Origin of the sequence: Spirillospora sp. CA-128828, from assembly GCF_050945415.1 — a bacterium.
Taxonomy (GTDB): domain Bacteria; phylum Actinomycetota; class Actinomycetes; order Streptosporangiales; family Streptosporangiaceae; genus Spirillospora.
The window spans coordinates 6,895,276-6,915,496 of record NZ_CP191986.1 but is presented as its reverse complement, the minus strand read 5'-3'; the positions used below and the strand labels follow the sequence as shown (position 1 = coordinate 6,915,496).

The 20,221-nt window shown below is 70.8% G+C and carries 17 protein-coding genes and 1 pseudogene; 10 read left to right on the top strand and 8 right to left on the bottom strand.

Annotation, left to right across the window (positions count from 1 at the left end; translation table 11 throughout):
- Positions 1 to 141 precede the first annotated feature (141 nt).
- Positions 142 to 1,353, top strand: coding sequence for a pyridoxal phosphate-dependent aminotransferase (locus ACQPXG_RS33320; protein WP_433463109.1), 1,212 nt, complete (start codon positions 142 to 144; stop codon positions 1,351 to 1,353).
- A gap of 34 nt (positions 1,354 to 1,387) precedes the next feature.
- Here the strand turns inward: ACQPXG_RS33320 and ACQPXG_RS33315 are convergent, their stop codons facing one another.
- The gene (locus ACQPXG_RS33315; protein ID WP_433463108.1) at positions 1,388 to 3,490 is read right to left on the bottom strand and encodes an ATP-dependent DNA helicase; all 2,103 of its coding nucleotides are present in this window, start codon (positions 3,488 to 3,490) and stop codon (positions 1,388 to 1,390) included.
- Between the two features lie 163 nt (positions 3,491 to 3,653).
- Here ACQPXG_RS33315 and ACQPXG_RS33310 point away from each other — a divergent pair, with 163 nt between their 5' ends.
- Positions 3,654 to 4,637: a DUF4192 domain-containing protein gene (locus tag ACQPXG_RS33310; RefSeq protein WP_433463107.1), complete on the top strand. Its 984-nt coding sequence runs from the start codon at positions 3,654 to 3,656 to the stop codon at positions 4,635 to 4,637.
- A gap of 6 nt (positions 4,638 to 4,643) precedes the next feature.
- Here the strand turns inward: ACQPXG_RS33310 and ACQPXG_RS33305 are convergent, their stop codons facing one another.
- A complete protein-coding gene (locus tag ACQPXG_RS33305; RefSeq protein WP_433463106.1) occupies positions 4,644 to 5,015 on the bottom strand; it encodes a hypothetical protein in 372 nt (123 codons plus the stop codon).
- A 650-nt stretch (positions 5,016 to 5,665) separates the two neighbouring features.
- Here ACQPXG_RS33305 and ACQPXG_RS33300 point away from each other — a divergent pair.
- The 4 genes from ACQPXG_RS33300 (at position 5,666) to ACQPXG_RS33285 (ending at position 9,826) form a co-directional block, all read left to right on the top strand.
- Positions 5,666 to 6,277 (top strand): polysaccharide deacetylase family protein, encoded by a 612-nt coding sequence (locus ACQPXG_RS33300; protein ID WP_433463105.1) that lies wholly within the window; start codon positions 5,666 to 5,668, stop codon positions 6,275 to 6,277.
- A 36-nt stretch (positions 6,278 to 6,313) separates the two neighbouring features.
- Positions 6,314 to 6,832, top strand: a complete 519-nt coding sequence (locus ACQPXG_RS33295; RefSeq protein WP_433463104.1) for a DUF1707 and DUF4870 domain-containing protein — start codon at positions 6,314 to 6,316, stop codon at positions 6,830 to 6,832.
- 275 nt (positions 6,833 to 7,107) lie between these two features.
- Positions 7,108 to 8,475 (top strand): FAD-binding oxidoreductase, encoded by a 1,368-nt coding sequence (locus tag ACQPXG_RS33290; protein ID WP_433463103.1) that lies wholly within the window; start codon positions 7,108 to 7,110, stop codon positions 8,473 to 8,475.
- 85 nt (positions 8,476 to 8,560) lie between these two features.
- Entirely contained in the window at positions 8,561 to 9,826 is a 1,266-nt protein-coding gene (locus ACQPXG_RS33285) for a class I SAM-dependent methyltransferase (RefSeq protein ID WP_433463102.1), read from the top strand.
- 67 nt (positions 9,827 to 9,893) lie between these two features.
- On the opposite strand, the gene ACQPXG_RS33280 is transcribed toward ACQPXG_RS33285, so the two are convergent.
- On the bottom strand, positions 9,894 to 10,388 hold the full coding sequence (locus tag ACQPXG_RS33280; protein WP_433463101.1) for a cupin domain-containing protein: 495 nt from the start codon (positions 10,386 to 10,388) through the stop codon (positions 9,894 to 9,896).
- Between the two features lie 47 nt (positions 10,389 to 10,435).
- Positions 10,436 to 10,807 (bottom strand): DUF4267 domain-containing protein, encoded by a 372-nt coding sequence (locus ACQPXG_RS33275; protein ID WP_433463100.1) that lies wholly within the window; start codon positions 10,805 to 10,807, stop codon positions 10,436 to 10,438.
- Between the two features lie 88 nt (positions 10,808 to 10,895).
- Between ACQPXG_RS33275 and ACQPXG_RS33270 the strand changes: the two genes are divergently transcribed.
- Positions 10,896 to 11,468, top strand: coding sequence for a TetR/AcrR family transcriptional regulator (locus tag ACQPXG_RS33270; protein WP_433463099.1), 573 nt, complete (start codon positions 10,896 to 10,898; stop codon positions 11,466 to 11,468).
- 54 nt (positions 11,469 to 11,522) lie between these two features.
- Here the strand turns inward: ACQPXG_RS33270 and ACQPXG_RS33265 are convergent, their stop codons facing one another.
- Positions 11,523 to 13,013: a tetratricopeptide repeat protein gene (locus ACQPXG_RS33265; protein WP_433463098.1), complete on the bottom strand. Its 1,491-nt coding sequence runs from the start codon at positions 13,011 to 13,013 to the stop codon at positions 11,523 to 11,525.
- 164 nt (positions 13,014 to 13,177) lie between these two features.
- On the opposite strand from ACQPXG_RS33265, the gene ACQPXG_RS33260 reads away from it, so the two are divergent.
- Positions 13,178 to 14,734, top strand: coding sequence for a GMC family oxidoreductase (locus ACQPXG_RS33260; protein ID WP_433463097.1), 1,557 nt, complete (start codon positions 13,178 to 13,180; stop codon positions 14,732 to 14,734).
- On the opposite strand, the gene ACQPXG_RS33255 is transcribed toward ACQPXG_RS33260, so the two are convergent.
- Positions 14,715 to 15,596, bottom strand: coding sequence for an alpha/beta fold hydrolase (locus tag ACQPXG_RS33255; protein ID WP_433463096.1), 882 nt, complete (start codon positions 15,594 to 15,596; stop codon positions 14,715 to 14,717). The two genes, ACQPXG_RS33260 and ACQPXG_RS33255, sit on opposite strands and share 20 nt — an antisense overlap.
- 162 nt (positions 15,597 to 15,758) lie before the next feature.
- Here ACQPXG_RS33255 and ACQPXG_RS33250 point away from each other — a divergent pair, with 162 nt between their 5' ends.
- On the top strand, positions 15,759 to 17,150 hold the full coding sequence (locus tag ACQPXG_RS33250) for an aspartate aminotransferase family protein (RefSeq protein WP_433463095.1): 1,392 nt from the start codon (positions 15,759 to 15,761) through the stop codon (positions 17,148 to 17,150).
- On the opposite strand, the pseudogene ACQPXG_RS33245 reads toward ACQPXG_RS33250, so the two are convergent.
- A pseudogene (locus tag ACQPXG_RS33245) lies at positions 17,125 to 18,407 on the bottom strand (RNA-guided endonuclease InsQ/TnpB family protein). The gene ACQPXG_RS33250 and the pseudogene ACQPXG_RS33245 overlap by 26 nt on opposite strands.
- A 113-nt stretch (positions 18,408 to 18,520) precedes the next feature.
- A complete protein-coding gene (locus tag ACQPXG_RS33240; protein ID WP_433463094.1) occupies positions 18,521 to 19,264 on the bottom strand; it encodes an SDR family NAD(P)-dependent oxidoreductase in 744 nt (247 codons plus the stop codon).
- A gap of 112 nt (positions 19,265 to 19,376) precedes the next feature.
- Between ACQPXG_RS33240 and ACQPXG_RS33235 the strand changes: the two genes are divergently transcribed.
- On the top strand, positions 19,377 to 20,219 hold the full coding sequence (locus tag ACQPXG_RS33235; RefSeq protein ID WP_433463093.1) for a helix-turn-helix transcriptional regulator: 843 nt from the start codon (positions 19,377 to 19,379) through the stop codon (positions 20,217 to 20,219).
- Positions 20,220 to 20,221 lie beyond the last annotated feature (2 nt).

Sequence of the window (20,221 nt, the reverse complement as noted above, 5' to 3'; positions counted from 1 at the left end):
ATTCCGGCGTCGTCCGGGCCTTGCCGGCTCCGTCCAGGCCCGGCCGGCTCCGTCCAGGCCCGACCGGCTCCGTCCGGGCCCGGCCAAGGGTGTACGGGGTCGCCTCGCGTGTCGCCGGCGGGCCGCGGCTATGGTGAGTCCATGCAGGTCAACCAGTCGGGCAAGCTGACCAACGTCTGTTATGACATCCGGGGACCGGTCCTCAAGCGCGCCAAGCAGCTGGAGAACGAGGGGAACAACGTCCTCAAGCTGCACATCGGCAATCCTGCCCCGTTCGGGTTCGAGGCCCCGCCCGAGCTCCTCCAGGACATGATCCGCAACCTGCCGGAGGCGCACGGCTACAGCGACTCCAAGGGCATCCTGCCCGCGCGCCGCGCCATCGTGCAGCGCTTCGAGGACAACGGCGTCGCCGGCATCGACGTGGAGGACGTCTACCTCGGCAACGGCGTCTCCGAGCTCATCGTCATGACCCTGCAGGCGCTGCTGAACGACGGCGACGAGGTGCTGATCCCCGCGCCCGACTACCCGCTGTGGACGGCCTCGGTGTCGCTGTGCGGCGGCACGCCCGTCCACTACCTGTGCGACGAGGACGACGGGTGGCAGCCGAGCCTCGACGACATCGAGTCCAAGATCGGTGACCGGACCCGCGCCATCGTCATCATCAACCCGAACAACCCGACCGGCGCCGTCTACTCGCGCGAGGTGCTGACCCGCATCGTCGAGCTCGCCCGCCGCCGCAACCTCATCGTCTTCGCCGACGAGATCTACGACCGGATCCTGTACGACGACGCCGAGCACGTGCCGATCGCGTCCCTGGCCCCCGACCTGCTGTGCCTCACCTTCGGCGGCCTGTCCAAGAACTACCGGGTCGCCGGTTTCCGGTCCGGCTGGGTGGTGCTGTCCGGGCCGAAGGAGCACGCCGAGTCCTACATCGAGGGGCTCGACATCCTCGCCAACATGCGGCTCTGCCCGAACGTCCCCGGCCAGCACGCCATCCAGGCCGCGCTCGGCGGTTACCAGAGCATCGAGGACCTCGTCCTGCCGACCGGGCGCCTAGGGGAGCAGCGCGACCGCGCCTGGAAACTGCTGAACGACCTGCCCGGCGTGAGCTGCGTCAAGCCCACCGGCGCCCTGTACGTCTTCCCGCGCCTGGACCCGGAGATGTACCCGATCGAGGACGACATGCGCTTCGCCCTCGACCTGCTGGAACAGCAGAAGCTCCTGGTCGTCCAGGGCACCGGGTTCAACTGGCCGACCACGGACCACTTCCGCGTCGTCACGCTCCAGTACGCCGACGACCTGGAGGACGCCGTCGGCCGCATAGGCGAGTTCCTCGCCGGCTACCGTCGCTGAGCGCCGCGCCCGCGGCCCGGCGCGTGGCCGGGTTCTAGGGCTGCTCCGACGCGGCGGCGTCGAGGCGGCGGAGGGCGCCGCGGACGACGTCCGGGTCGGTGGTCGCCCAGAACGGCGGCAGCGAGTTCTTCAGGAAGCCGCCGTAGCGGGCCGTGGCGAGCCGCGGGTCGAGGACGGCGACGACGCCGCGGTCGTCCATCGAGCGGAGCAGGCGGCCCGCGCCCTGGGCGAGCAGCAGCGCGGCGTGCGTGGCCGCGACCGCCATGAATCCGTTGCCGCCGCGTGCCGCGACCGCGCGCGACCGCGCCGACGACACCGGGTCGTCCGGACGCGGGAACGGTATGCGGTCCATGATGACGAGCTGCAGCGACGGGCCTGGGACGTCCACGCCCTGCCAGAGCGACAGGGTGCCGAACAGGCAGGTCCGCTCGTCCTCGGCGAACTGCTTGACCAGCAGGGACGTGGAGTCCTCACCCTGGCAGAGCAGCGGGTGGGACAGGTGGTCCTTCAGCTCGTCGGCCGCCTGGCGCGCCGCCCGCATCGAGGAGAACAGGCCGAGGGTGCGACCGCCCGCCGCCTCGATCAGCTCGGTGATCTCGGTGAGGTACGCGGCGGCGAGCCCGTCCCGTCCCGGTTGCGGCAGATGCCGGGCGACGTACAGGATGCCCGCCTTCGGGTGGTCGAACGGCGAGCCGACGTCCAGCCCCGACCACACGACCTCGGTTTCCTCGCCCTTCTCCGTGGCGGTCTGCGCGAGCCCCTCGGCGGCGGTCTTCGCGTCCCTCGGCCCGCTTTCGTTCAGCGGAGGCAGCCCCCACTGACGGGCGAGAGGCTCGAACGACCCGCCCAGCGTGAGCGTCGCCGACGTGAGGATCGCGGTGCGCTGCTCGAACAGGGTCGTCCGAAGCAGTCCGCCGACCCCGATCGGGGCCACATGCAACGACGGCGGCCGTTTCGGACGTCCTTCCTGGACGAACGGCTTCTCCAACCACACCACGTCGAAGCGCTGGGCCATCTCGGGCTGGAACGCCTCCAGCGTCCGCACGGCCGTGTCGTGCAGATCCTCTAGCGATGACCGTGCCGCCTTACGCGCGGCCATGTCACCCGGGTCGGAATCCTTCTTCTCCGGGCCGAGCGCCGTGATGCAGGCATGGGCGGCGTCGCGTACAGAGGCGAGCGTGTTCCCCAGGGCAGGCGACAGGACATCCATGCGGCCTGCGGGCATGTCCTCCAGGAGAAGGCCGAGCCCTTCCGCGGCTTCTTTCAGACGGTCGGCGACGTTCTCCTCGATGAGACGTCCGCAGCGCCGCGCGGCCGTCTCCACACCGGCCGCGCTCAGGTCCCCGGTCGCGACCGAGGTGACCCGGTCGACCAGCTCATGCGCCTCGTCCACGATGACGACATCGTGCTCGGGCAGGACCTGGAACTCCTCCAGGGCATCGATGGCCAGCAGCGCGTGGTTGGTGACCACGATGTGGGCCTCACCGGCCTCCGCCCGCGCCAGCTCGGCGAAGCACTCGGTGCCGTGCGGGCACCGAGTCGCGCCCAGGCACTCCTTGGCCGTGACGGCGACCTGCCGCCACGCCTGCTCGCCCACCCCCGGCACCAGCTCGTCGCGGTCGCCGGTCTGAGTCTCCTCGGCCCACTCGTTCAGCCGCTTGACCTGCCGCCCGAGCGTGGAGAGCTGCTGCGGGTCGAACAGGCTCGGCCCGCCTTCCTCCTCCTCCGGCACCCCGGTCTGGACCCGGTGCAGGCACAGGTAGTTGCGGCGGCCCTTGAGGATCGCGAACTTCAGCTCGGTCCCGAGCAGCGGCCCGAGGGACTCCGCCAGCCGCGGCAGGTCCCGGTCGACGAGCTGCCGCTGCAACGCGATCGTCGCCGTCGAGACGACGACCGTCGTCTGCTTCTCCACCGCATACCGGATCGCGGGCACCAGATACGCGAGCGACTTGCCGGTGCCCGTACCCGCCTGCGCCGCGACATGTTCCCCGGACTCGATCGCCCTCTCCACCGCCTGGGCCATCGTCACCTGTCCGGGGCGCTCGGCACCCCCGATGGACGTGACGGCCGCGGCGAGCAGGGTCGCCACGTCGGGAATCTTGGTCTCGCTGCCGGTGAGCAGATCAGGGGCGGGCACGTCGCCCAACGCTACCGTCCCGGCCCGGCGCCCGTGTCCCGGAGCGGACGAGAGCGAGGCGGGATACCGGGTGAACCGGCACGGACCGAGTGGCCGGCCGAAGGTTATCCACAGTCTCTCGTTCGCCGGCCGTGCCTCCGCCGCCCCTGCGAGCCTCGACGCCATGACATCCCTGGTGATTCGCACCGCGCAGGACGCCATCGCGGCCGTCCCCTACCTGCTGGGCTTCCACCCGGCCCGCAGCCTCGTCGTGATCGGCTTCGAGGGCCGCTCCCGCGGCACATGCGCGATCCGGCTCGACTTACCGGCGGACGCCGCCGACCGGGTGGCCGCCCTCCTCGCCGGCAACGGTTTCGCCCGTTCGCTCCTCCTCGGCTACGGGCCACCGGACGAGGTGGCCGAGGCCGCCGCCCCCATGCGCGCGGCGCTCGCCGCAGCGGGCGTCCCCGCCGTCGAGGCGATCCGCGTCGGCGACGGGCGCTGGTGGTCGCTGACCTGCGACGACGATTGCTGCCCACCCGAAGGCGTCCCGTACGACATCTCCGGCAGCGTCGTCGCCGCCCAGGCGACCTTCGCCGGTCATGTCGCCCTGGCCGACCGCTCTGAACTGGTCCGCTCGGTCCAGCCCCTCGACGGCCCCGGCCAGGCCACGATGCACCAGGCCACCGAACGGGCCCGCAAGCGCTACCTGTCCCGAACACGCGCCGCCCATGAGGAGGACCTCGCCTTCGTCCTGGCCCTGCTCGCCCACGCCCGCACCGGCATCCGCCCTACCGACGACGAGGCCGCCTGGCTCGGCCTCCTCCTGACCGACCTGCGGATCCGCGACGAGACCTGGATCCGCATCGACGAGGACGCCCCGGCCGCCGACATCGCCTTCTGGCGCGACATCGTGCGCCGCGTCGAAGAACCCTGCGTCCCCGCCCCGGCGTCCCTCCTGGCCTTCGCGGCCTACTCCGCCGGCGACGGCGGCCTCGCCAACGTCGCCCTGGAACGCGCCCTCGCCGCCGACCCCGCGTACTCCATGGCCGTCATCCTCCGGGAGGTGATCGAAGCAGGCATCCCGCCCCGGAAACTCCGCATGCGCATGAGCTCCGACCAGCTGGCGGCCGCCTACGACGACCAGGCCTACCGCGAGGCCGGCTAGCCCGGGTCAGGGGGCCACGGCCTGGCCGGGGGTGCCGGGGTCGATGCGGCGGTCGCGGTTGCGCTCGTTCCAGGCGCGCATGCGCGGCGGGTAGCCGACGATCTGGACGTCGTAGACGGGGAGGCCCAGGTCGCGGGCCACCTTGCCGATGACCTTGGGCGAGCCGACGCGGCGGCGGGTCCATTCGCCGTCGTTGGCGACGGCGACGGCCGTGGTGTCGGTGGCGAACGTCTCCGGCTCGACGAAGAACTCAACGCCTTGGCGGGCGCGGGCGAACGCGATCAGCGCCTCGATGTCGGAGTCCGTCGCCTCCCGGTCGAGCTTCGTCACCGTGGACCCGCGATGCCTGCGGATCCCGAACCGGTCCCGGAATCTCATCGCCCACCCCGTCGTCTGGTCCCCGCCCGGAACGCTCCCGGTGCCGGGTTGCGGTGTACGACGATAACGAGACCGGAGGTGTCCGGGTTCCCGACACCAGCGGCGGCATCCCCGGCGGGCGGGGGCCCGAGCCCTAGACTTGCGCCTTCGGGGGATCGGCAGCGGGGGTGTTGATGGGCGGGCCGGAACTCGTCCGGCGGGGGGCGGCCGCCGTGCTCGCGGCCTCGGTGTTCGCGGGCCTCAGCACGCTCGCCCCGGCCCCAGGCCCCTCCGGCCTAGCCGTCGCGCAGAACAAGACCCGGACGACAGGACCCAACCCGAACACCGAGCCCCAGGCCGAGGCACCCCCCGGCAGCCCGACGCACCCCGGCGGTCCGGGCCACCCTTGTGGCCCGGCGCAGCCTGGCGGTCCGGGTCAGCCTGGCGGTCCGGGGCAGCCCAATGGCCCGGGTCAGACCAATGGCCCAGGGCAGCCTGGTGGCTCGGGTCAGCCCACGGGTCCGGGGCAGCCTTGTGGTCCGGGGCAGCCCGACGGTCCCGGGCAGACCACGGGCTCGGGGCAGTCCATGAGTTCGGGGCAGCACAATGGTCCAGGGCGGGCGACGGGGATGCCTCGGCCGTGGGCTCCGGACTGCGGGCGGGTCAGGTGCGTGGCGCTGACGTTCGATGACGGGCCCGCGGCGAGCACCGGCGAGCTGCTGGACATTCTCGCGGCCCGCAGGGTGCGGGCCACGTTCTTCATCATCGGGGAGAACGCGGCGAAACATCCGGAACTCGTCCGGCGCGAGCACGAGGCCGGGCACGAGATCGCCGACCACAGCTACACGCACGCCGACCTCGGCAGGGCGTCCAAGAAGAAGATCCTCTCGGAGCTGACGCGGACGCAGGACGCGATCCGGCGGGCGTCCGGCGTCACGCCCGTCATGCTCCGCCCGCCGTACGGGTCGACGTCCGGGCGGCTGACGAGGATCACGCGGGAGATGGGCATGGCGCAGGTGCTGTGGACGGTCGACCCCCTCGACTGGGAGCACCACGACACCGGGTACGTCGAGAAGCGGGTGCTGGAGTCGGTGAAGCCCGGCTCCATCGTCCTGATGCACGACATCCACCCGACCAGCGTGCGGGCCGTCCCGAAGATCATCGACCGGCTGGCCGCCGAGGGCTACGTGTTCGTGACGGTGCCGGACCTGTTCGGCGGGCGGCTGACCCCCGGGGAGGAGTACCTCCAGCGGAATTCAGGGGTGGCTCAGGGTCTTCCCTGATGGCCCGGGGTCCGGGGGCCGCCGAGCATGGAGGGCATGGACAGCAGTTACGCGGTGGGGGATCTGCGGGTCTCGGACGCCGAACGGGAACCGGTCATCCAGCGGCTTCAGGACGCGTACGCCGAGGGCCGGCTCGACGAGGACGAATTCGACATGCGCGTCCAACTGGCGATGACGGCCAGGACGCGGAACGACCTCGGCGCGGTCACCAGGGACCTGGTGCCCGTGCCCCGGCAACCGGCCGCCCTGGAGGGCGAGGCCCCGACGGGTGAGGACCGGATGCTCGCGGCGGCCGCGCACGCCGTAGCCGTCCCCACGCTGTTCGTCGGCCCGCTCGTGCTGATGCTGGTGAGCGGCAAGCGGTCGCAGTACGTCCGGAGGCAGGCGGCCGAGGCCGTGAACTTCCAGGTGACGCTGCTGCTGCTCACGATCGTCACGTTCGGCGTCGGCGGGATCGTGTACGCGGTGGCGTGGGTGCTGTCGGCGATCGCGGCGGTCTTCGCGCTGACCGGCCAGACGTTCCGCTACCCGTGGATCCTGCGCTTGGTGAAGTGACACGTCCGCGGGTCGGGGCTGGTCGGCGGCCACGATCCGGGCGCCTGACAGCACCCGCGACGACGACGTGAGCGCCTCGCGGGTTTGTCGGCGTACCCCTTCGGGGAAAGGTTGACGTGGCCGCTCTGTACGCGGCCCCGTGACCTCCAGGAGATGAAACGACGCCGATGTGTACGCCCGTGGCTTTATTCCCCTCTCTACCTGTGACTCCCCTAACGTCCGAGTTATGTGGACCATGCATGGGATGATCGATTAACTATGCGAGGGAGGGGTAGATGACGGAGCTTGCGGTCAAGGGCGACCACCAGCGAGCGGTAGAGGCGCTCAGAAGGTCCTACGAGGCGATCCCGGCGGGCACGCCGGTGCGGCTGGCGAAGCGGACCTCCAACCTGTTCCGGTGGCGCGACCCCTCGGAGGCGCCCGGGCTCGACGTGTCCGGGTTCGACAAGGTGCTCAGCGTCGACCCGGACGAGCGGACCGCCCAGGTCCAGGGCATGACGACCTACGAGGACCTGGTCGCAGCGACGCTCCCGCACGGCCTCATGCCGACGGTCGTCCCGCAGCTGAAGACGATCACGCTGGGCGGTGCGGTGACGGGGCTCGGCATCGAGTCGACGTCGTTCCGCGACGGGCTGCCGCACGAGGGCGTCCTGGAGATGGAGATCCTCACCGGGGACGGCCAGATCGTCACGGCGACGCGCGACAACGAGCACAAGGACCTCTTCTACGGCTTCCCGAACTCCTACGGGACGCTCGGCTACAGCCTCCGGCTGAAGACGGAGCTGAGGCCCGTCAGGCCGTACGTGCGGCTGCGGCACCTGCGGTTCACCGACGCCGCGGAACTGGCCCGGGTGATGGGGGAGATCACCGATTCCGGGACGTTCGAGGACGAGCAAGTCGACTTCATGGACGGGACGGTCTTCAGCGCGAACGAGCAGTACATCACGCTCGGGTTCTTCGCCGACTCGGCGCCCTACACGTCCGACTACACCGGCCAGAAGATCTACTACCGGTCGATCCGGCAGCGGTCGGTGGACTTCCTGACGATCCGCGACTACATCTGGCGCTGGGACACCGACTGGTTCTGGTGCTCGGGCGCGTTCGGCGTGCAGAACCCGGCGGTCCGGCGGCTGTGGCCCGACAAGTACAAGCGCTCCGACGTGTACCGCAAGCTCGTCGCCTACGACCGCCGGTACCACATCGTCGCGCGCGCGGAGCGGTGGCGGGGGCTGCGCCCGCGCGAGGACGTCATCCAGGACATCGAGGTGCCGATCGAGCGGCTGCCGGAGTTCCTGGAGTTCTTCCACGGCAAGGTCGGCATGAGCCCCATCTGGCTGTGCCCGCTGCGTGCGAAGGAGCGGTGGCCGCTGTACCCGCTGGACGTGGGCCGCGCGTACGTGAACGCGGGCTTCTGGGGAACCGTCCGGATCCCGCCGGGGCAGATCCCCGAGCACCACAACCGGCTCATCGAGCGTAAGGTCGCGGCGCTCGACGGCCACAAGTCGCTTTACTCCACCGCCTTCTACGGCCGGGACGAGTTCTGGCGGTACTACGACGGGGATACCTACCGGCGGCTCAAGGGGCGGTACGACCCCGGCGAGCGGCTGCTGGATCTCTACGAGAAGTGCGTGCGCGGACGCTGACCAGGCGCCCGTCGTATCGGGGGAGCCCCGCGGGGGCGGCGGCCGACCACCGCCGGCCCGGGGCGAAGTAGACAGGAGGAAGAAGATGACGCTGGCCAGGGTCTTCCAGCAGCTCGCCGGGGCTGAGGCGCCAGTGGAGTTCACGGCGTACGACGGCTCGCGGGCGGGGGTGCCCGGCGCCGCCATCAGGTTCGACGTGCGGTCGCCATACGCGGTGTCGTATCTGCTGCACTCGCCGGGGGCGCTCGGCCTCGCCCGCGCCTACGTCACAGGCATGATCGACGTCAACGGCGACATGATCACGGCGCTGACGACGATGCAGGAGGTGCTCGGTGACGTGACGGCGCGCGACAAGGCGCGGATCGTCGGCGCGGTCATGGGTGACCCGCTGCTGCGTGCCGCGATCACGCGCCGGCTGGACCCGCCGCCGCAGGAGGCTCCGTTCAGCCGCATCCCGTCATGGCTGCGGCACTCCAAGAGGCGGGACGCCCGGGCCATCTCGCACCACTACGACGTGTCCAACACCTTCTACGAGTGGGTGCTCGGCCCGTCCATGGCCTACACCTGCGCCTGCTACCCGCGTGCGGACGCGACGCTGGAGGAGGCGCAGTTCAACAAGCACGACCTGGTGGCCAGGAAGATCGCGCTGAAACCGGGGATGCGGCTGCTGGACGTCGGCTGCGGCTGGGGCGGCATGGTGATGCACGCCGCGAAGGAGTACGGCGTCAAGGCGCTCGGTGTCACGCTGTCAAAGCAGCAGGCCGAGTGGGCGCAGAAGGCCATCGCCGACCGGGGCCTGTCGGACCTCGCGGAGGTCAGGCACATGGACTACCGCGACGTGACCGAGACCGGCTTCGACGCGATCAGCTCCATCGGCCTCACCGAGCACATCGGCAAGGCGAATCTGCCGTCCTACTTCTCCTTCCTCCACGGGAAGCTGAGGAAGGGCGGGCGGATGCTGAACCACACCATCACCCGTCCGGACAACACGACGCCGTCCCGCAAGGAGAACGGGTTCATCAACCGGTACGTGTTCCCGGACGGTGAGCTGGAGGGGCCCGGCTACGTCCAGATGCAGATGAACGACGCGGGCTTCGAGATCCGGCACCAGGAGAACCTGCGCGAGCACTACGCGCGCACGCTCACCGGCTGGTGCGAGAACCTCGACGAGCACTGGGACGAGGCCGTCGCCGAGGTCGGCGAGGGCACCGCCCGCGTGTGGCGCGTCTACATGGCCGGCTGCGTGCTCGGCTTCAACCAGAACTGGATCCAGCTGCACCAGACGCTCGGCGTGAAGCTGGAGGACGACGGCACGAGCCACATGCCGCTGCGTCCCGACTGGGGATCGTGAGGGGGGCGCACCCGCTCCTGCCAACGCGAGGAGCCGGCCGGATGCTCCGGCCGGCTCCTCGCCGTTTTCAGGCGCGTGCGTCGTCCCAGGCCGCGCTGCTGAGGAAATACGTGTCGTAGACCTCCTGGACGTCCAGGAGGCTTTCGGGCGGCACCTTCCCGTAGGCGATGCGCTCCAGGTGCCGGAAGTACTCGAACCGCTCGACGCCCGGGGTGATGACGATGAGGATGTCGGCGTCCTCGCCGGGGGCGGCGGCGAAGGCGTGCGGCAGGCCGGGCGGGACGACGACCAGGTCGCCGCGCTGGGCGGTCACGACCTGCTCGCCCGACAGCAGCTGGGCGGTGCCGTTCAGCATGTAGAACAGTTCGGCGGAACCGTCGTGGCGGTGCGGTCTGGCACCGTCCGCGCCGCCGGCCAGCGTGACCCTCTGGGTGGACAGCGCGCCGCCGGTCGAGCTGCTGTCGGCCAGCAGCCGGATGGTGGTGGGGGACCGGCCGATCACCTCGGCCTCGGCGGAGCGGACGATCACGGACTCGTCGAAGTCCGGTGCGATCAGCGACATCTGGATGACTCCTTGTCCGGGATGGGAGGTGTGTTCGGGACGGGCGGTCAGACGGCGAAGAGCAGGGCCGCGCTGACGAGCACGATGGCGGCGGTGGCGAAGTGGATGCCGAACGCGACGGCCTTGGTGCCGCCGTGGCGCAGCACGATGAGGGTGTCACCGAGCGGCGCCAGCGCCACGACCAGCATGTACCAGCCCGCGGCGTGGGCGTCGGCGAAGGCGATCAACGCGAGGCCGAGGATCCCGAACGTCAGGTCGCGCACACCCTTGACCTCCAGGTAGGCGGAGTCGCCGTCCTGCTCGGTGGGAACGCCGTAACCGGCGGCCGCCGGGCGGGGCGACACGAGGAACCGCGCGCCGATGAAGGCGACGAACAGGGTGAGTACAACGGCCAGGCCGTACGCGAGGGGAGTGAGCATCAGGATCTCCATGTGCTAGCAGTGCTAGGAACAGAATCGACGCTAGCATAGCGAGGATAGTTTCGCTAGCGGTGCTAGAATCACTGCCATGTCGATCCAGAGGCGCCGGGAGCGCGAGCGTGCCGAGCGGGAGAAGCTGATCATCAGGGCGGCCAGGGAACTGGCAGAGAAGGAGGGCTGGGACGCGGTGACGACGCGCCGGCTCGCCGCGGAGATCGAGTACAGCCAGCCCGTCCTGTACAGCCACTTCAAGGGCAAGGACGCCATCATGGCGGCCGTCGCGGTCGAGGGGTTCGCCGAGATCGCCGCCGAGCTGCGGAAGGCGCGCACGGCGTCCACCGATCCGAGCCGGGCGCTCGCGGACGTCGCCACGGCGTACACGGAGTTCGCCGAGCGCAGGCCCGCTCTCTACGACGTGATGTTCACCAAGGCCGTAGACCTGCCGTTCGCCAGCCCCGAGGCACCGGCCGCCCTCCAGGAGAGCTTCGGCGAACTACGCGAGACCGTCCGGCCGCTCGCAGGGGACGACGACCTGGAGGCGCTCACGGAGACGTTCTGGAGCGGCCTGCACGGCATGCTCACTCTCATGCGCGACGGCCGTCTGCGCCGCGAGCAGCACGACCTCCGGCTGGCCGTCCTGCTCAGCCGGTTCTCCGCCTGATCCGTGCCTGTCCGTCCGGCCGCCCCGCAGAACAGCGGGGCGGCCGGACGCGGGTCACTCGGCCGCGGTGCGGCCCGAGGAGATGGCCTTGATGCGGCCCTCGCCGGTGAAGGCGACGGTCACCTGGCCGCCCTGCGGGAAGAGGCCGTCGACGACGTCCGCGGACTCCCTGATCCGGCAGCCGTGGTGGGCCAGGAAGCCGCGGACGACGCGGCGCTGCTCGGCGGGGAAGATCTCGGCGGCGGTCATCAGCAGGCGGCTGGCCGCGAGGTGGTCGAACCCGGCGACCGGGAGGGCCGGGTCGTCGAGGTGGAAGTAGAAGGAGCCCTTCCCGTCGTTGACGCGGCAGCTCCGCACCCCGTTGCCGCCGAGCAGTCCGGCGGCCGCGATGGCCATGGTGGCCGCGGCCTGCGCCGGGTCGGGAAAGCCGGACAGGTCAAGGCCGCCCGTCACCAGTTCCGGGATGGCGTGGCGCTCGCCGTGCTCGCGGATGGCGCGCAGCGGGGCGATGGCGGGCAGGTCGGACGAGTAGTGGGGGTTGTCCCAGGCCCAGAGCCAGGTCTGGCTCACATGGGAGAAGCTGCCCAGAAAGGTCATGCCGTGGAAGGTGCGTCCACCCGAGTCGAGGGTGCGCGCGTCGACGTCGAAGGAGATGTAGCCGTCGCCGAGCGCGTCGTTGAGGACGTCCTGCTGCTGGATCGCGGCGGCCGAGCCCGCACTGGCGAACGCCTCGAACTCCGGGCTGTAGCCGCTGAGCCCGGTGGAGAACTCGGACCAGAACCTCGCGCCGCGCTCGTCCCCCCGGCGGCGGTAGATCCCGCTGAGGTTGTGGCCGGCCTTGTCGTGGCCGGTCTCCTGCACCGACCTGCGGAACCAGACGATGGCGGTGTCCTCGTCCCCCGACTCCCCGTAGTGGAGGCCGAGGCAGAAGGCGGCATTGGGATGCCCGAGGTCGGCGGCGCGCCGCCACGCCTCGATCTTCCCGGCGGAGTCGCCCTGGTCCTGGCGCACGAACCCGAGGTTGAACGCGGCGCCTCCGTTGCCGCGCTCGGCCGCGCGGGTGTACCAGGTCCCCGCCGCTTCGAGGTCGCCCTTTCCCTCGTCGTCGTACAGCCGGCCGAGGTTGAAGGCCGCCTCGTCCGATCCCAGATCCCACGCCCGGCGGTAGAGACGCATGGCCTCGTCCACATCCCCGCCGTGCTCGGTGAGGACGGCGAGATTCAGCGTGCCGCCGGTGTGGCCGCCCTCCGCGGCCTTCCGGTACCACTGTCCGGCCTCGTCGCGGTCGCCCGCCCGCTCCGCCGCGTAGCCGACCTCGAAGGCGCTCTCGGGGAGTCCCGCGTCGGCGGCCCGCCGCCACCACCCCACCGCCTGGCGTTCGTCACCGCGGTCGGCCGCCATCATGCCCAGTTCGTGGGCGCCTGCCGGATGCCCGGCTTCGTACGCCTGCCGGAGCAGGTCCGCGGCCTCGTCCAGACGGCCGGCGTCCCGCGCTTCCAGACCGCGCCGGTGCAGATCGATCGACTCGGCCGGGTACTCACTCATGCGTGCGCCTCCACTCAGAAGATCTCGGACTACGGATCGACGCCGCCCGTCCACCCTCGGTTCCGCCCGCATGGGTGGCGGAATACATGGACGCGAGAGCCCGGCGATGGTAAGTCGGGGGGTGACGGGCCGGCGCCGCGGCCCGCGAGAGCGCGGGAGCCCTGATGGAACACGACTACGTCATCGTCGGCGCGGGGTCCGCGGGCTGCGCGCTGGCCGCGCGGCTGTCCGAGGACGCCTCCGTGTCGGTCGCCCTGCTCGAGGCCGGCGGCCCGGACGACAAGAGCGAGATCCACATCCCGGCCGCGTTCCCGAAGCTCTTCAAGACCGGGTACGACTGGGACTACCGCACCGCCGGGCAGCCCGAACTGGACGGCCGCGAGATGTATTGGCCGCGCGGCAAGATGCTCGGCGGCTCGTCCTCGCTCAACGCGATGATGTGGGTGCGCGGGCACTACGACGACTATGACGAATGGGACATTCCCGGATGGTCGTACGAGGACGTCGTCCCGTACTTCAAACGCGTTGAAGGCCGCGCCGGGAGCAACACCGGCGACGTGTACGGGACGTCCGGTCCCGTCCGGATCTCCGAGCAGCGCAGTCCGAACGAGGCGACCCGCGCCTTCCTCGACGCCTGCGCCGCCGCCGGGCTGAAGCGGCTGCCCGAGCTGAACGGTCCCTCCAACGAGGGGTACGCGCTCACGCCGGTGAGCCAGCGGCGCGGCAGGAGGTGCAGTGCCGCCGACGCCTATCTGCGCCCCGCGCGCAAACGACCGAACCTGACCGTCGTCACCGGCGCGCAGGTGTCGAGGATCGTGGTCGAGGACGGGCGCGCGACGGGCGTCGAGCACGGTGGGGAACGCGTCTCGGCGCGCCGCGAGGTCATCCTGGCCGCGGGCGCGATCGGCTCACCGCACCTCCTCATGCTCTCCGGCATCGGCGACTCCGACCACCTGCGGACCGCCGGCGTCGAGCCCGTCGTGGACAGTCCCGAGGTCGGGCGGCATCTCCAGGACCACCTGTCGGTCGCCGTGGTCCGGCACTGCCCGAAGAAGATCACCCTCACCGGTGCGGAGTCGCTGCCGAACGTCGCCCGCTACCTGCTCGCCCGGCGCGGCCCGTTCACCTCCAACGTCGGCGAGGCGGTCCTCTTCACGAGGAGCGACCCGGCCCTGCACGCCCCCGACCTCGAACTGATCTTCGCGCCGGTCCCGTACATCGCGCACGGCCTCACCCCGCCGGCCGAGCACGGCGTGACGCTCGGCGTCGTCCTGCTCCAGCCCGAGTCGGCCGGCCGCATCACGCTCGCGTCGGCCGACCCGGCCGCCCCGCCGGTGATCGATCCCGCCTACCTGACCTGCGCCGGTGACCTGAGCCGGCTGGTCCACGGCATCCGCCGCGCGGAGGAGCTCCTGGCCGCGGACGCCCTGAAGCCCTATGTCGGCGACCCCATGGAGCCCTACGCGGGCGCGGACGACGACGAGGCCGTGGCCCGCTACGTCCGCGGACACTCCGAGACGCTCTACCACCCGGTGGGCACCTGCCGCATGGGCACCGACGACGGCTCCGTCGTCGACCCGGACCTGCGCGTCCGCGGCGTCGGCGGGCTCCGCGTCGCCGACGTGTCCGTCCTGCCGCGGATCACCCGGGGGCACACCAACGCGCCGGCCATCATGATCGGTGAGATGGCCGCCGACCTGATCAGGCGGACAGCCAGCTGAGGATGTGCTCGTTCACCTCGGCGGGACGGTCCACCTGGAGGAAGTGGCCGGCGCCGGAGACGAGGCCGGTCCGCGACCCGGGCGGGAGGGCCTCGCGGACGGCGTCCATGTCCACCACGTCCGGGCCCAGGCAGCCGTCCTCTGCGCCGTGCAGGTACAGGACGGGCAGTTCGCCCACGATGGTCGTCGCCTGCTGGGCGGCCGCGTAACGGTCCACGAGCCGGGACGGGTCGAGCATGGCGCGGTAGTACCCGATCGCCGCGGCGATGTTGGCGGGCGTGCCCAGGCAGTCCATGACGTGGTCGACGTCCGCGGACCGGTCGCGTCCGTCGTCCGGCGACCAGTCCCGCCACAGCCCTTCGACGAACGCGCGGTTCAGGGCGACCTCGGCCAGCGGCGTCTGGAAGACGAAGATGTAGAACGAGCGCTTGAGCTGCTCGTAGTCGAAGAAAGCGGTCGTCATCACGGAGACGGGCGGGACGGACATGGCGACGACCTTGCGCCAGTGGTCCGGGGCGACGTTCGCGGCGCCGTAGGTGGCGAAGGCGCCCCAGTCGTGGCCGATGACGACGGCGTCGGAGCCGCCGCCCAGGGCCTCGTGCAGGGCGACGGCGTCGGCGGCGAGGGCACCGCTCTGGTACGCCTCGTCCGCCGGGACGGACGTGGGGGCGTAGCCGCGCATGAACGGGGCCACGGCGCGGTATCCGGCGGCGGCCAGCTCGGGCATCAGATGCCGCCACGTGTGCGGCGAGTCGGGGAAGCCGTGCAGCAGCAGCGCCAGCGGCCCGTCCTCGGGGCCGGCCGTGAGGTATCCGAAGTCGAGCCCGTTCGCGTTCACCGATCCGGTCGTGATGTCGCCCATGTCCGCCTCCTGTGCTCGCGGCGAACGGTACCGGCGCCCCGGTGACCGCCGATGGTCAGGGTCGTCCTACTTCGGATATCGGCGTGCAAGTATGTATTTGCAGCGAATTTCGTAGTCATCTAGCATCAATACAACTGGATCGATCGCAATGAGGGAAACGTGATGACGGAGCCGGACGTGACCAGCCAGCGGCACGACGCGATGCAGAGGGCGGCGCGCGACCATCTGTGGATGCACTTCGCGCGCCACTCGGCGTCCCAGGACGGCGCCGAGATCCCGGTGATCGTCCGGGGCGAGGGGCCCTACATCTACGACTCCGCGGGCCGGCGCTACCTGGACGGGCTGTCCGGGCTGTTCACCGTCCAGGCCGGGCACGGGCGCGAGGAACTGGCCCAGGCCGCCGCCAAACAGGCCGCCGAGCTGGGCTTCTTTCCGCTGTGGTCGTACGCGCACCCGACGGCGGTCGAGCTGGCCGAGCGGCTCGCCGCCCTCGCCCCCGGCGACCTGAACCGCGTGTTCTTCACCTCCGGCGGCGGCGAAGCCGTCGAGAGCGCGTGGAAGCTCGCCAAGCACTACTTCAAGCTGACCGGGAAGCCCGCCAAGCACAAGGTGATCAGCAGGGCCGTCGCGTACCACGGCACCCCGCACGGCGCGCTGTCCATCACCGGCCTGCCCGAGCTGAAGGCCCCGTACGAGCCGCTGGTGCCGAGCGCGTTCCGGGTGCCGAACACCAACATCTACCGGGCCGCCGAGCACCGCGACGACCCGGAGGCGTTCGGCCGGTGGGCCGCCGGCCGGATCGAGGAGGCCATCGAGTTCGAAGGCCCGGACACCGTCGCCGCCGTGTTCCTGGAGCCGGTGCAGAACGCGGGCGGGTGCTTCCCGCCGCCGCCCGGCTACTTCCAGCGCGTCCGCGAGATCTGCGACCGGCACGACGTCCTGCTGGTGTCGGACGAGGTCATCTGCGCGTTCGGCCGCCTCGGCCCGATGTTCGGCGCGCAGAAGTTCGGCTACACGCCCGACATCATCACCTTCGCCAAGGGGGTGACCTCGGGATACGCGCCGCTCGGCGGCATGCTGGCCGCCGACCGCCTCTTCGAGCCGTTCAGGCACGGCACGGAGATGTTCGCGCACGGCTACACCTTCGGCGGGCATCCGGTGTCGGCGGCGGTGGCCCTGGCGAACCTCGACCTGTTCGAGCGCGAGGACCTGAACGGCCATGTCCTGCGCAACCAGGACGCCTTCCGCGGCACGCTGGAGCGCCTCCGGGACCTGCCGATCGTCGGCGACGTCCGCGGCGACGGCTTCTTCTACGGCATCGAGCTCGTGAAGGACCAGGACACGCGCGAGACGTTCGACGACGAGGAGTCCGAGCGGCTGCTGCGCGGATTCCTCGACAAGGCGCTCTACGAGGCGGGCCTGTACTGCCGCGCCGACGACCGCGGCGACCCGGTCGTCCAGCTGGCGCCGCCGCTCATCTGCGACCAGGGGCATTTCGACGAGATCGAGCAGATCCTCCGTTCGGTCCTCAAGGAGGCGTGGACCCGGATTTGATTTTGCTGGAGTCCAACTTCGTGGCCTTGACCCCTCCCTGACGGGAGGGTTTTCTTCCCTCGCGGGTCGGTGTTCCTGGTTCATCGGACTGTGCCTTCCCGGAAGACTCCGGGGCCGGTCTTACCGGTCCTCCGCAGGCGTTTACCTCTCGGCGAGCCCCGCCGCGAGGATGTTGCGGGCCGCGTTGACATCGCGGTCGTGGACGGCGCCGCACTGCGGGCACGTCCAGGACCGCACGTTCAGCGGCATCTTCTCGTTCATGTGGGCGCACCCGCGTGTGGAGCACAGTTTCGAGGATGGGAACCATCGGTCCACCAGCAGTAGTTCGCGCCCGTACCAGCCGGTCTTGTACTCCAGCATGTTCCGCAACTCGCTCCATGCCGCGTCACCTATGGCGCGGGCCAGGGCATGGTTGGCGAGCAGGTTGCGGACGGTCAGGTCCTCGATGGCCAGGGCTTGGTTTTCGCGAACCAGCCTCGTGGACAGCTTGTGCAGGTGATCTCGACGCCGGTCGGCGATCCGCGCATGGATCTTGGCGACCCGCCGACGGGCCCTGTCTCTATTCGCCGATCCTTTCGCCTTGCGCGACAAATCTTTGGAGGCTTTGGCCAGCTTGCGGCGGTCGGCGCGTTCGTGACGCGGGTTGGTCACCTTCTCCCCGGTGGACAAGGTGACCAGGTGATCCAGTCCGGCGTCGATGCCCACGGTCGCGTCGGTCGCCGGCAGCGGGGTGATGGTGTCCTCCACCAGGATGGACACGAACCAGCGTCCGACCGGGTCGCAGGAGACGGTGATCGTGGACGGCCGGGCGCCCTCGGGGAGCGGGCGGTGCCAGCGGATCGCCAGCGGATCGGACATCTTCGCCAGCGTCAGCCGCCCATCGCCGAAGGCGAAGGCATTACTTGCGAACGTCGCCGACCTGCGCGACTTCTTTCGGTTCTTGAACCGCGGGTACTTGGCCCGCTTGGCGAAGAAGTTGTTGAACGCGACCTGTTGAGCACGCAGGGCCTGCTGGAGCGGCACGTTCGACACCTCGCGCAGGAAGGTCAGGCCCTCGTCGTGCTTCCAGGCGGTGAGCCACTTCGCGGTGTCCACGTACGTGGTGGATCGGCCTTCGTCGGTGTAGCGGCGGATGCGTTCGGCCAGCGCTTTGTTCCACACCAGGCGCACGCACCCGAACGTGCGGTTCAGCAGATCCGCCTGCTCGGGGCTCGGGTAGAAGCGGTACTTGTACGCCCGCTTCACCACTCGGCTCATACCTGACACGATATACCAAGATCATGTCAAGCATCGTGACCGCGGCCTTCAGGCCGCGGTCACGGGGATCAAGCGCCTGCCCTACACGATCTGACCTCGCGGGGTGCCCGGGTCTACCAGGGCACCCGGCCGTCCTCGGCGATGAACGCGCCCGCCGGGCCGTCGTCGCCGAGCACGGCCGCGGCCGCGACCACCGCCGCGCCCTGCGCCGCGGTGCGGTACCCGGTGTGCCCGTTGAGGTCGGTGGCGCAGTACCCGGGCGTCACCGCGTTCACTTTGATCGCCGTGTCTGCCAGTTCCTTGGCGTAGGCGACGGTCACCGCGTTCAGCGCCGACTTGGACGCGTTGTACGGCAGCAGGTTCGTCCCGTAGAAGGGGACGGACGGGTCGGTCAGCATCGTCAGCGAGCCGAGCTCGCTGGAGACGTTGACGATCCGCCCGGCGGGGGAGCGGCGCAGCAGCGGCAGCATCGCGTTGGTCACCGCGACGACGCCGAACACGTTGGTCTCGAACGTCGTCCGGACGAGAGCGGGCGAGGTGCCGCTCGGCGGGGTCGCCGTCGCCGGGTCGGACGCGTCCGCCCCGGCGATCGCCGCGTTGTTGACCAGGACGTCGAGGCGCCCGAGCTCGGCGCCGATCCGGTCGGCGGCGGCCTCGACCGATGCCGGGTCGGTCACGTCCAGGCGGATGAAACGGGCGTCGATCCCCTCTTCGGCGAGTGCCGCCGCGGCCTTCTCCCCGAGATCGGCCGAGCGCGCCCCGATCAGGACGGTCGCCCCGTCCCGGCCGAGGATCCGTGCCGTCTCGAAGCCGATGCCCTTGTTGGCTCCTGTGATGAGCGCGATCTGTGCAGTCATGCCCTCAGCCTGTTCGGCGGCGGACCGGGCGAGGAGAGACCGGCCGAGGCTGGGATCGGCGGTACCACCCTGCGCGTGACGGCGGCCGCCCACGTCCGACATGCTGTAAGGCATGGACAGGCAGGAGATGGCGGCGTTCCTGCGTTCCCGCAGAGCCCGGATCCAGCCCGCGGACGTCGGGCTGCGGGCGGGGACGCGCCGCCGCACGCCCGGACTGCGCCGCGAGGAGATCGCACAACTGGCCGGGATGTCGGTGGACTACTACATCCGGCTGGAACAGGGACGCGGCCCTCACCCGTCCAGGCAGATCCTGGGCGCGCTGGCACGCGCGCTGAGGCTGACCGATGACGAGCGTGGGCACCTTTTCCACCTGGCCGGTGAGCCTCCGGAACCGCCCAAGGTGCCTTCACAGGACGTTCCGCCAGGCATCCTGCACCTGCTCGAACGGCTGGACGACACGCCCGCCTACGTCCTGAACGCCCGCCACGACATCCTCGCCTGGAACGACATGGCGGCGGCTCTCATGACCGACTTCGCCGCGAAGGAGCCGAGCGAGCGCAACGTCGTCCGCTGGCTGTTCACCGGCCCGGCGATCGAGCAGTACGACACCGACGGGTACGTCGCGCGGCTCGCGCGCGAGTCGGTGGCCGACCTGCGGGCCGCGTCCGGCCGCTACCCCGGCGATCCCGGCATCGCCCGGCTGGTCGCCGAGGTGTCCGCCCGCAGTCCGCTGTTCGCCCGGCTCTGGGACGAGGGCGAGGTCGGGGTCAGGCGCGGCAGCCGCAAATGGATGACGCACCCGGTGGTGGGGGAGCTGGAGCTGCACTGCGACGTTCTCTACGTGCCGGAACGGGACCAGCGGGTGGTCCTGTACACGGTCGCGCCCGGCACGCCGTCGCACGAGGCGATGAAGCGGCTCCGCGTCCTCGGGACCCGGGACCTCAGCGTGCGCTGAGA

Coding starts and splice junctions, on each gene's coding strand:
- ACQPXG_RS33285 (WP_433463102.1), top strand. CDS start 8,561: ATGACGCTGGCCAGGGTCTTCCAGCAGCTCGCCGGGGCTGAGGCGCCA.
- ACQPXG_RS33295 (WP_433463104.1), top strand. CDS start 6,314: ATGGACAGCAGTTACGCGGTGGGGGATCTGCGGGTCTCGGACGCCGAA.
- ACQPXG_RS33255 (WP_433463096.1), bottom strand. CDS start 15,596: ATGGGCGACATCACGACCGGATCGGTGAACGCGAACGGGCTCGACTTC.
- ACQPXG_RS33250 (WP_433463095.1), top strand. CDS start 15,759: ATGACGGAGCCGGACGTGACCAGCCAGCGGCACGACGCGATGCAGAGG.
- ACQPXG_RS33290 (WP_433463103.1), top strand. CDS start 7,108: ATGACGGAGCTTGCGGTCAAGGGCGACCACCAGCGAGCGGTAGAGGCG.
- ACQPXG_RS33235 (WP_433463093.1), top strand. CDS start 19,377: ATGGACAGGCAGGAGATGGCGGCGTTCCTGCGTTCCCGCAGAGCCCGG.
- ACQPXG_RS33265 (WP_433463098.1), bottom strand. CDS start 13,013: ATGAGTGAGTACCCGGCCGAGTCGATCGATCTGCACCGGCGCGGTCTG.
- ACQPXG_RS33320 (WP_433463109.1), top strand. CDS start 142: ATGCAGGTCAACCAGTCGGGCAAGCTGACCAACGTCTGTTATGACATC.
- ACQPXG_RS33310 (WP_433463107.1), top strand. CDS start 3,654: ATGACATCCCTGGTGATTCGCACCGCGCAGGACGCCATCGCGGCCGTC.
- ACQPXG_RS33270 (WP_433463099.1), top strand. CDS start 10,896: ATGTCGATCCAGAGGCGCCGGGAGCGCGAGCGTGCCGAGCGGGAGAAG.
- ACQPXG_RS33260 (WP_433463097.1), top strand. CDS start 13,178: ATGGAACACGACTACGTCATCGTCGGCGCGGGGTCCGCGGGCTGCGCG.
- ACQPXG_RS33305 (WP_433463106.1), bottom strand. CDS start 5,015: ATGAGATTCCGGGACCGGTTCGGGATCCGCAGGCATCGCGGGTCCACG.
- ACQPXG_RS33240 (WP_433463094.1), bottom strand. CDS start 19,264: ATGACTGCACAGATCGCGCTCATCACAGGAGCCAACAAGGGCATCGGC.
- ACQPXG_RS33275 (WP_433463100.1), bottom strand. CDS start 10,807: ATGCTCACTCCCCTCGCGTACGGCCTGGCCGTTGTACTCACCCTGTTC.
- ACQPXG_RS33280 (WP_433463101.1), bottom strand. CDS start 10,388: ATGTCGCTGATCGCACCGGACTTCGACGAGTCCGTGATCGTCCGCTCC.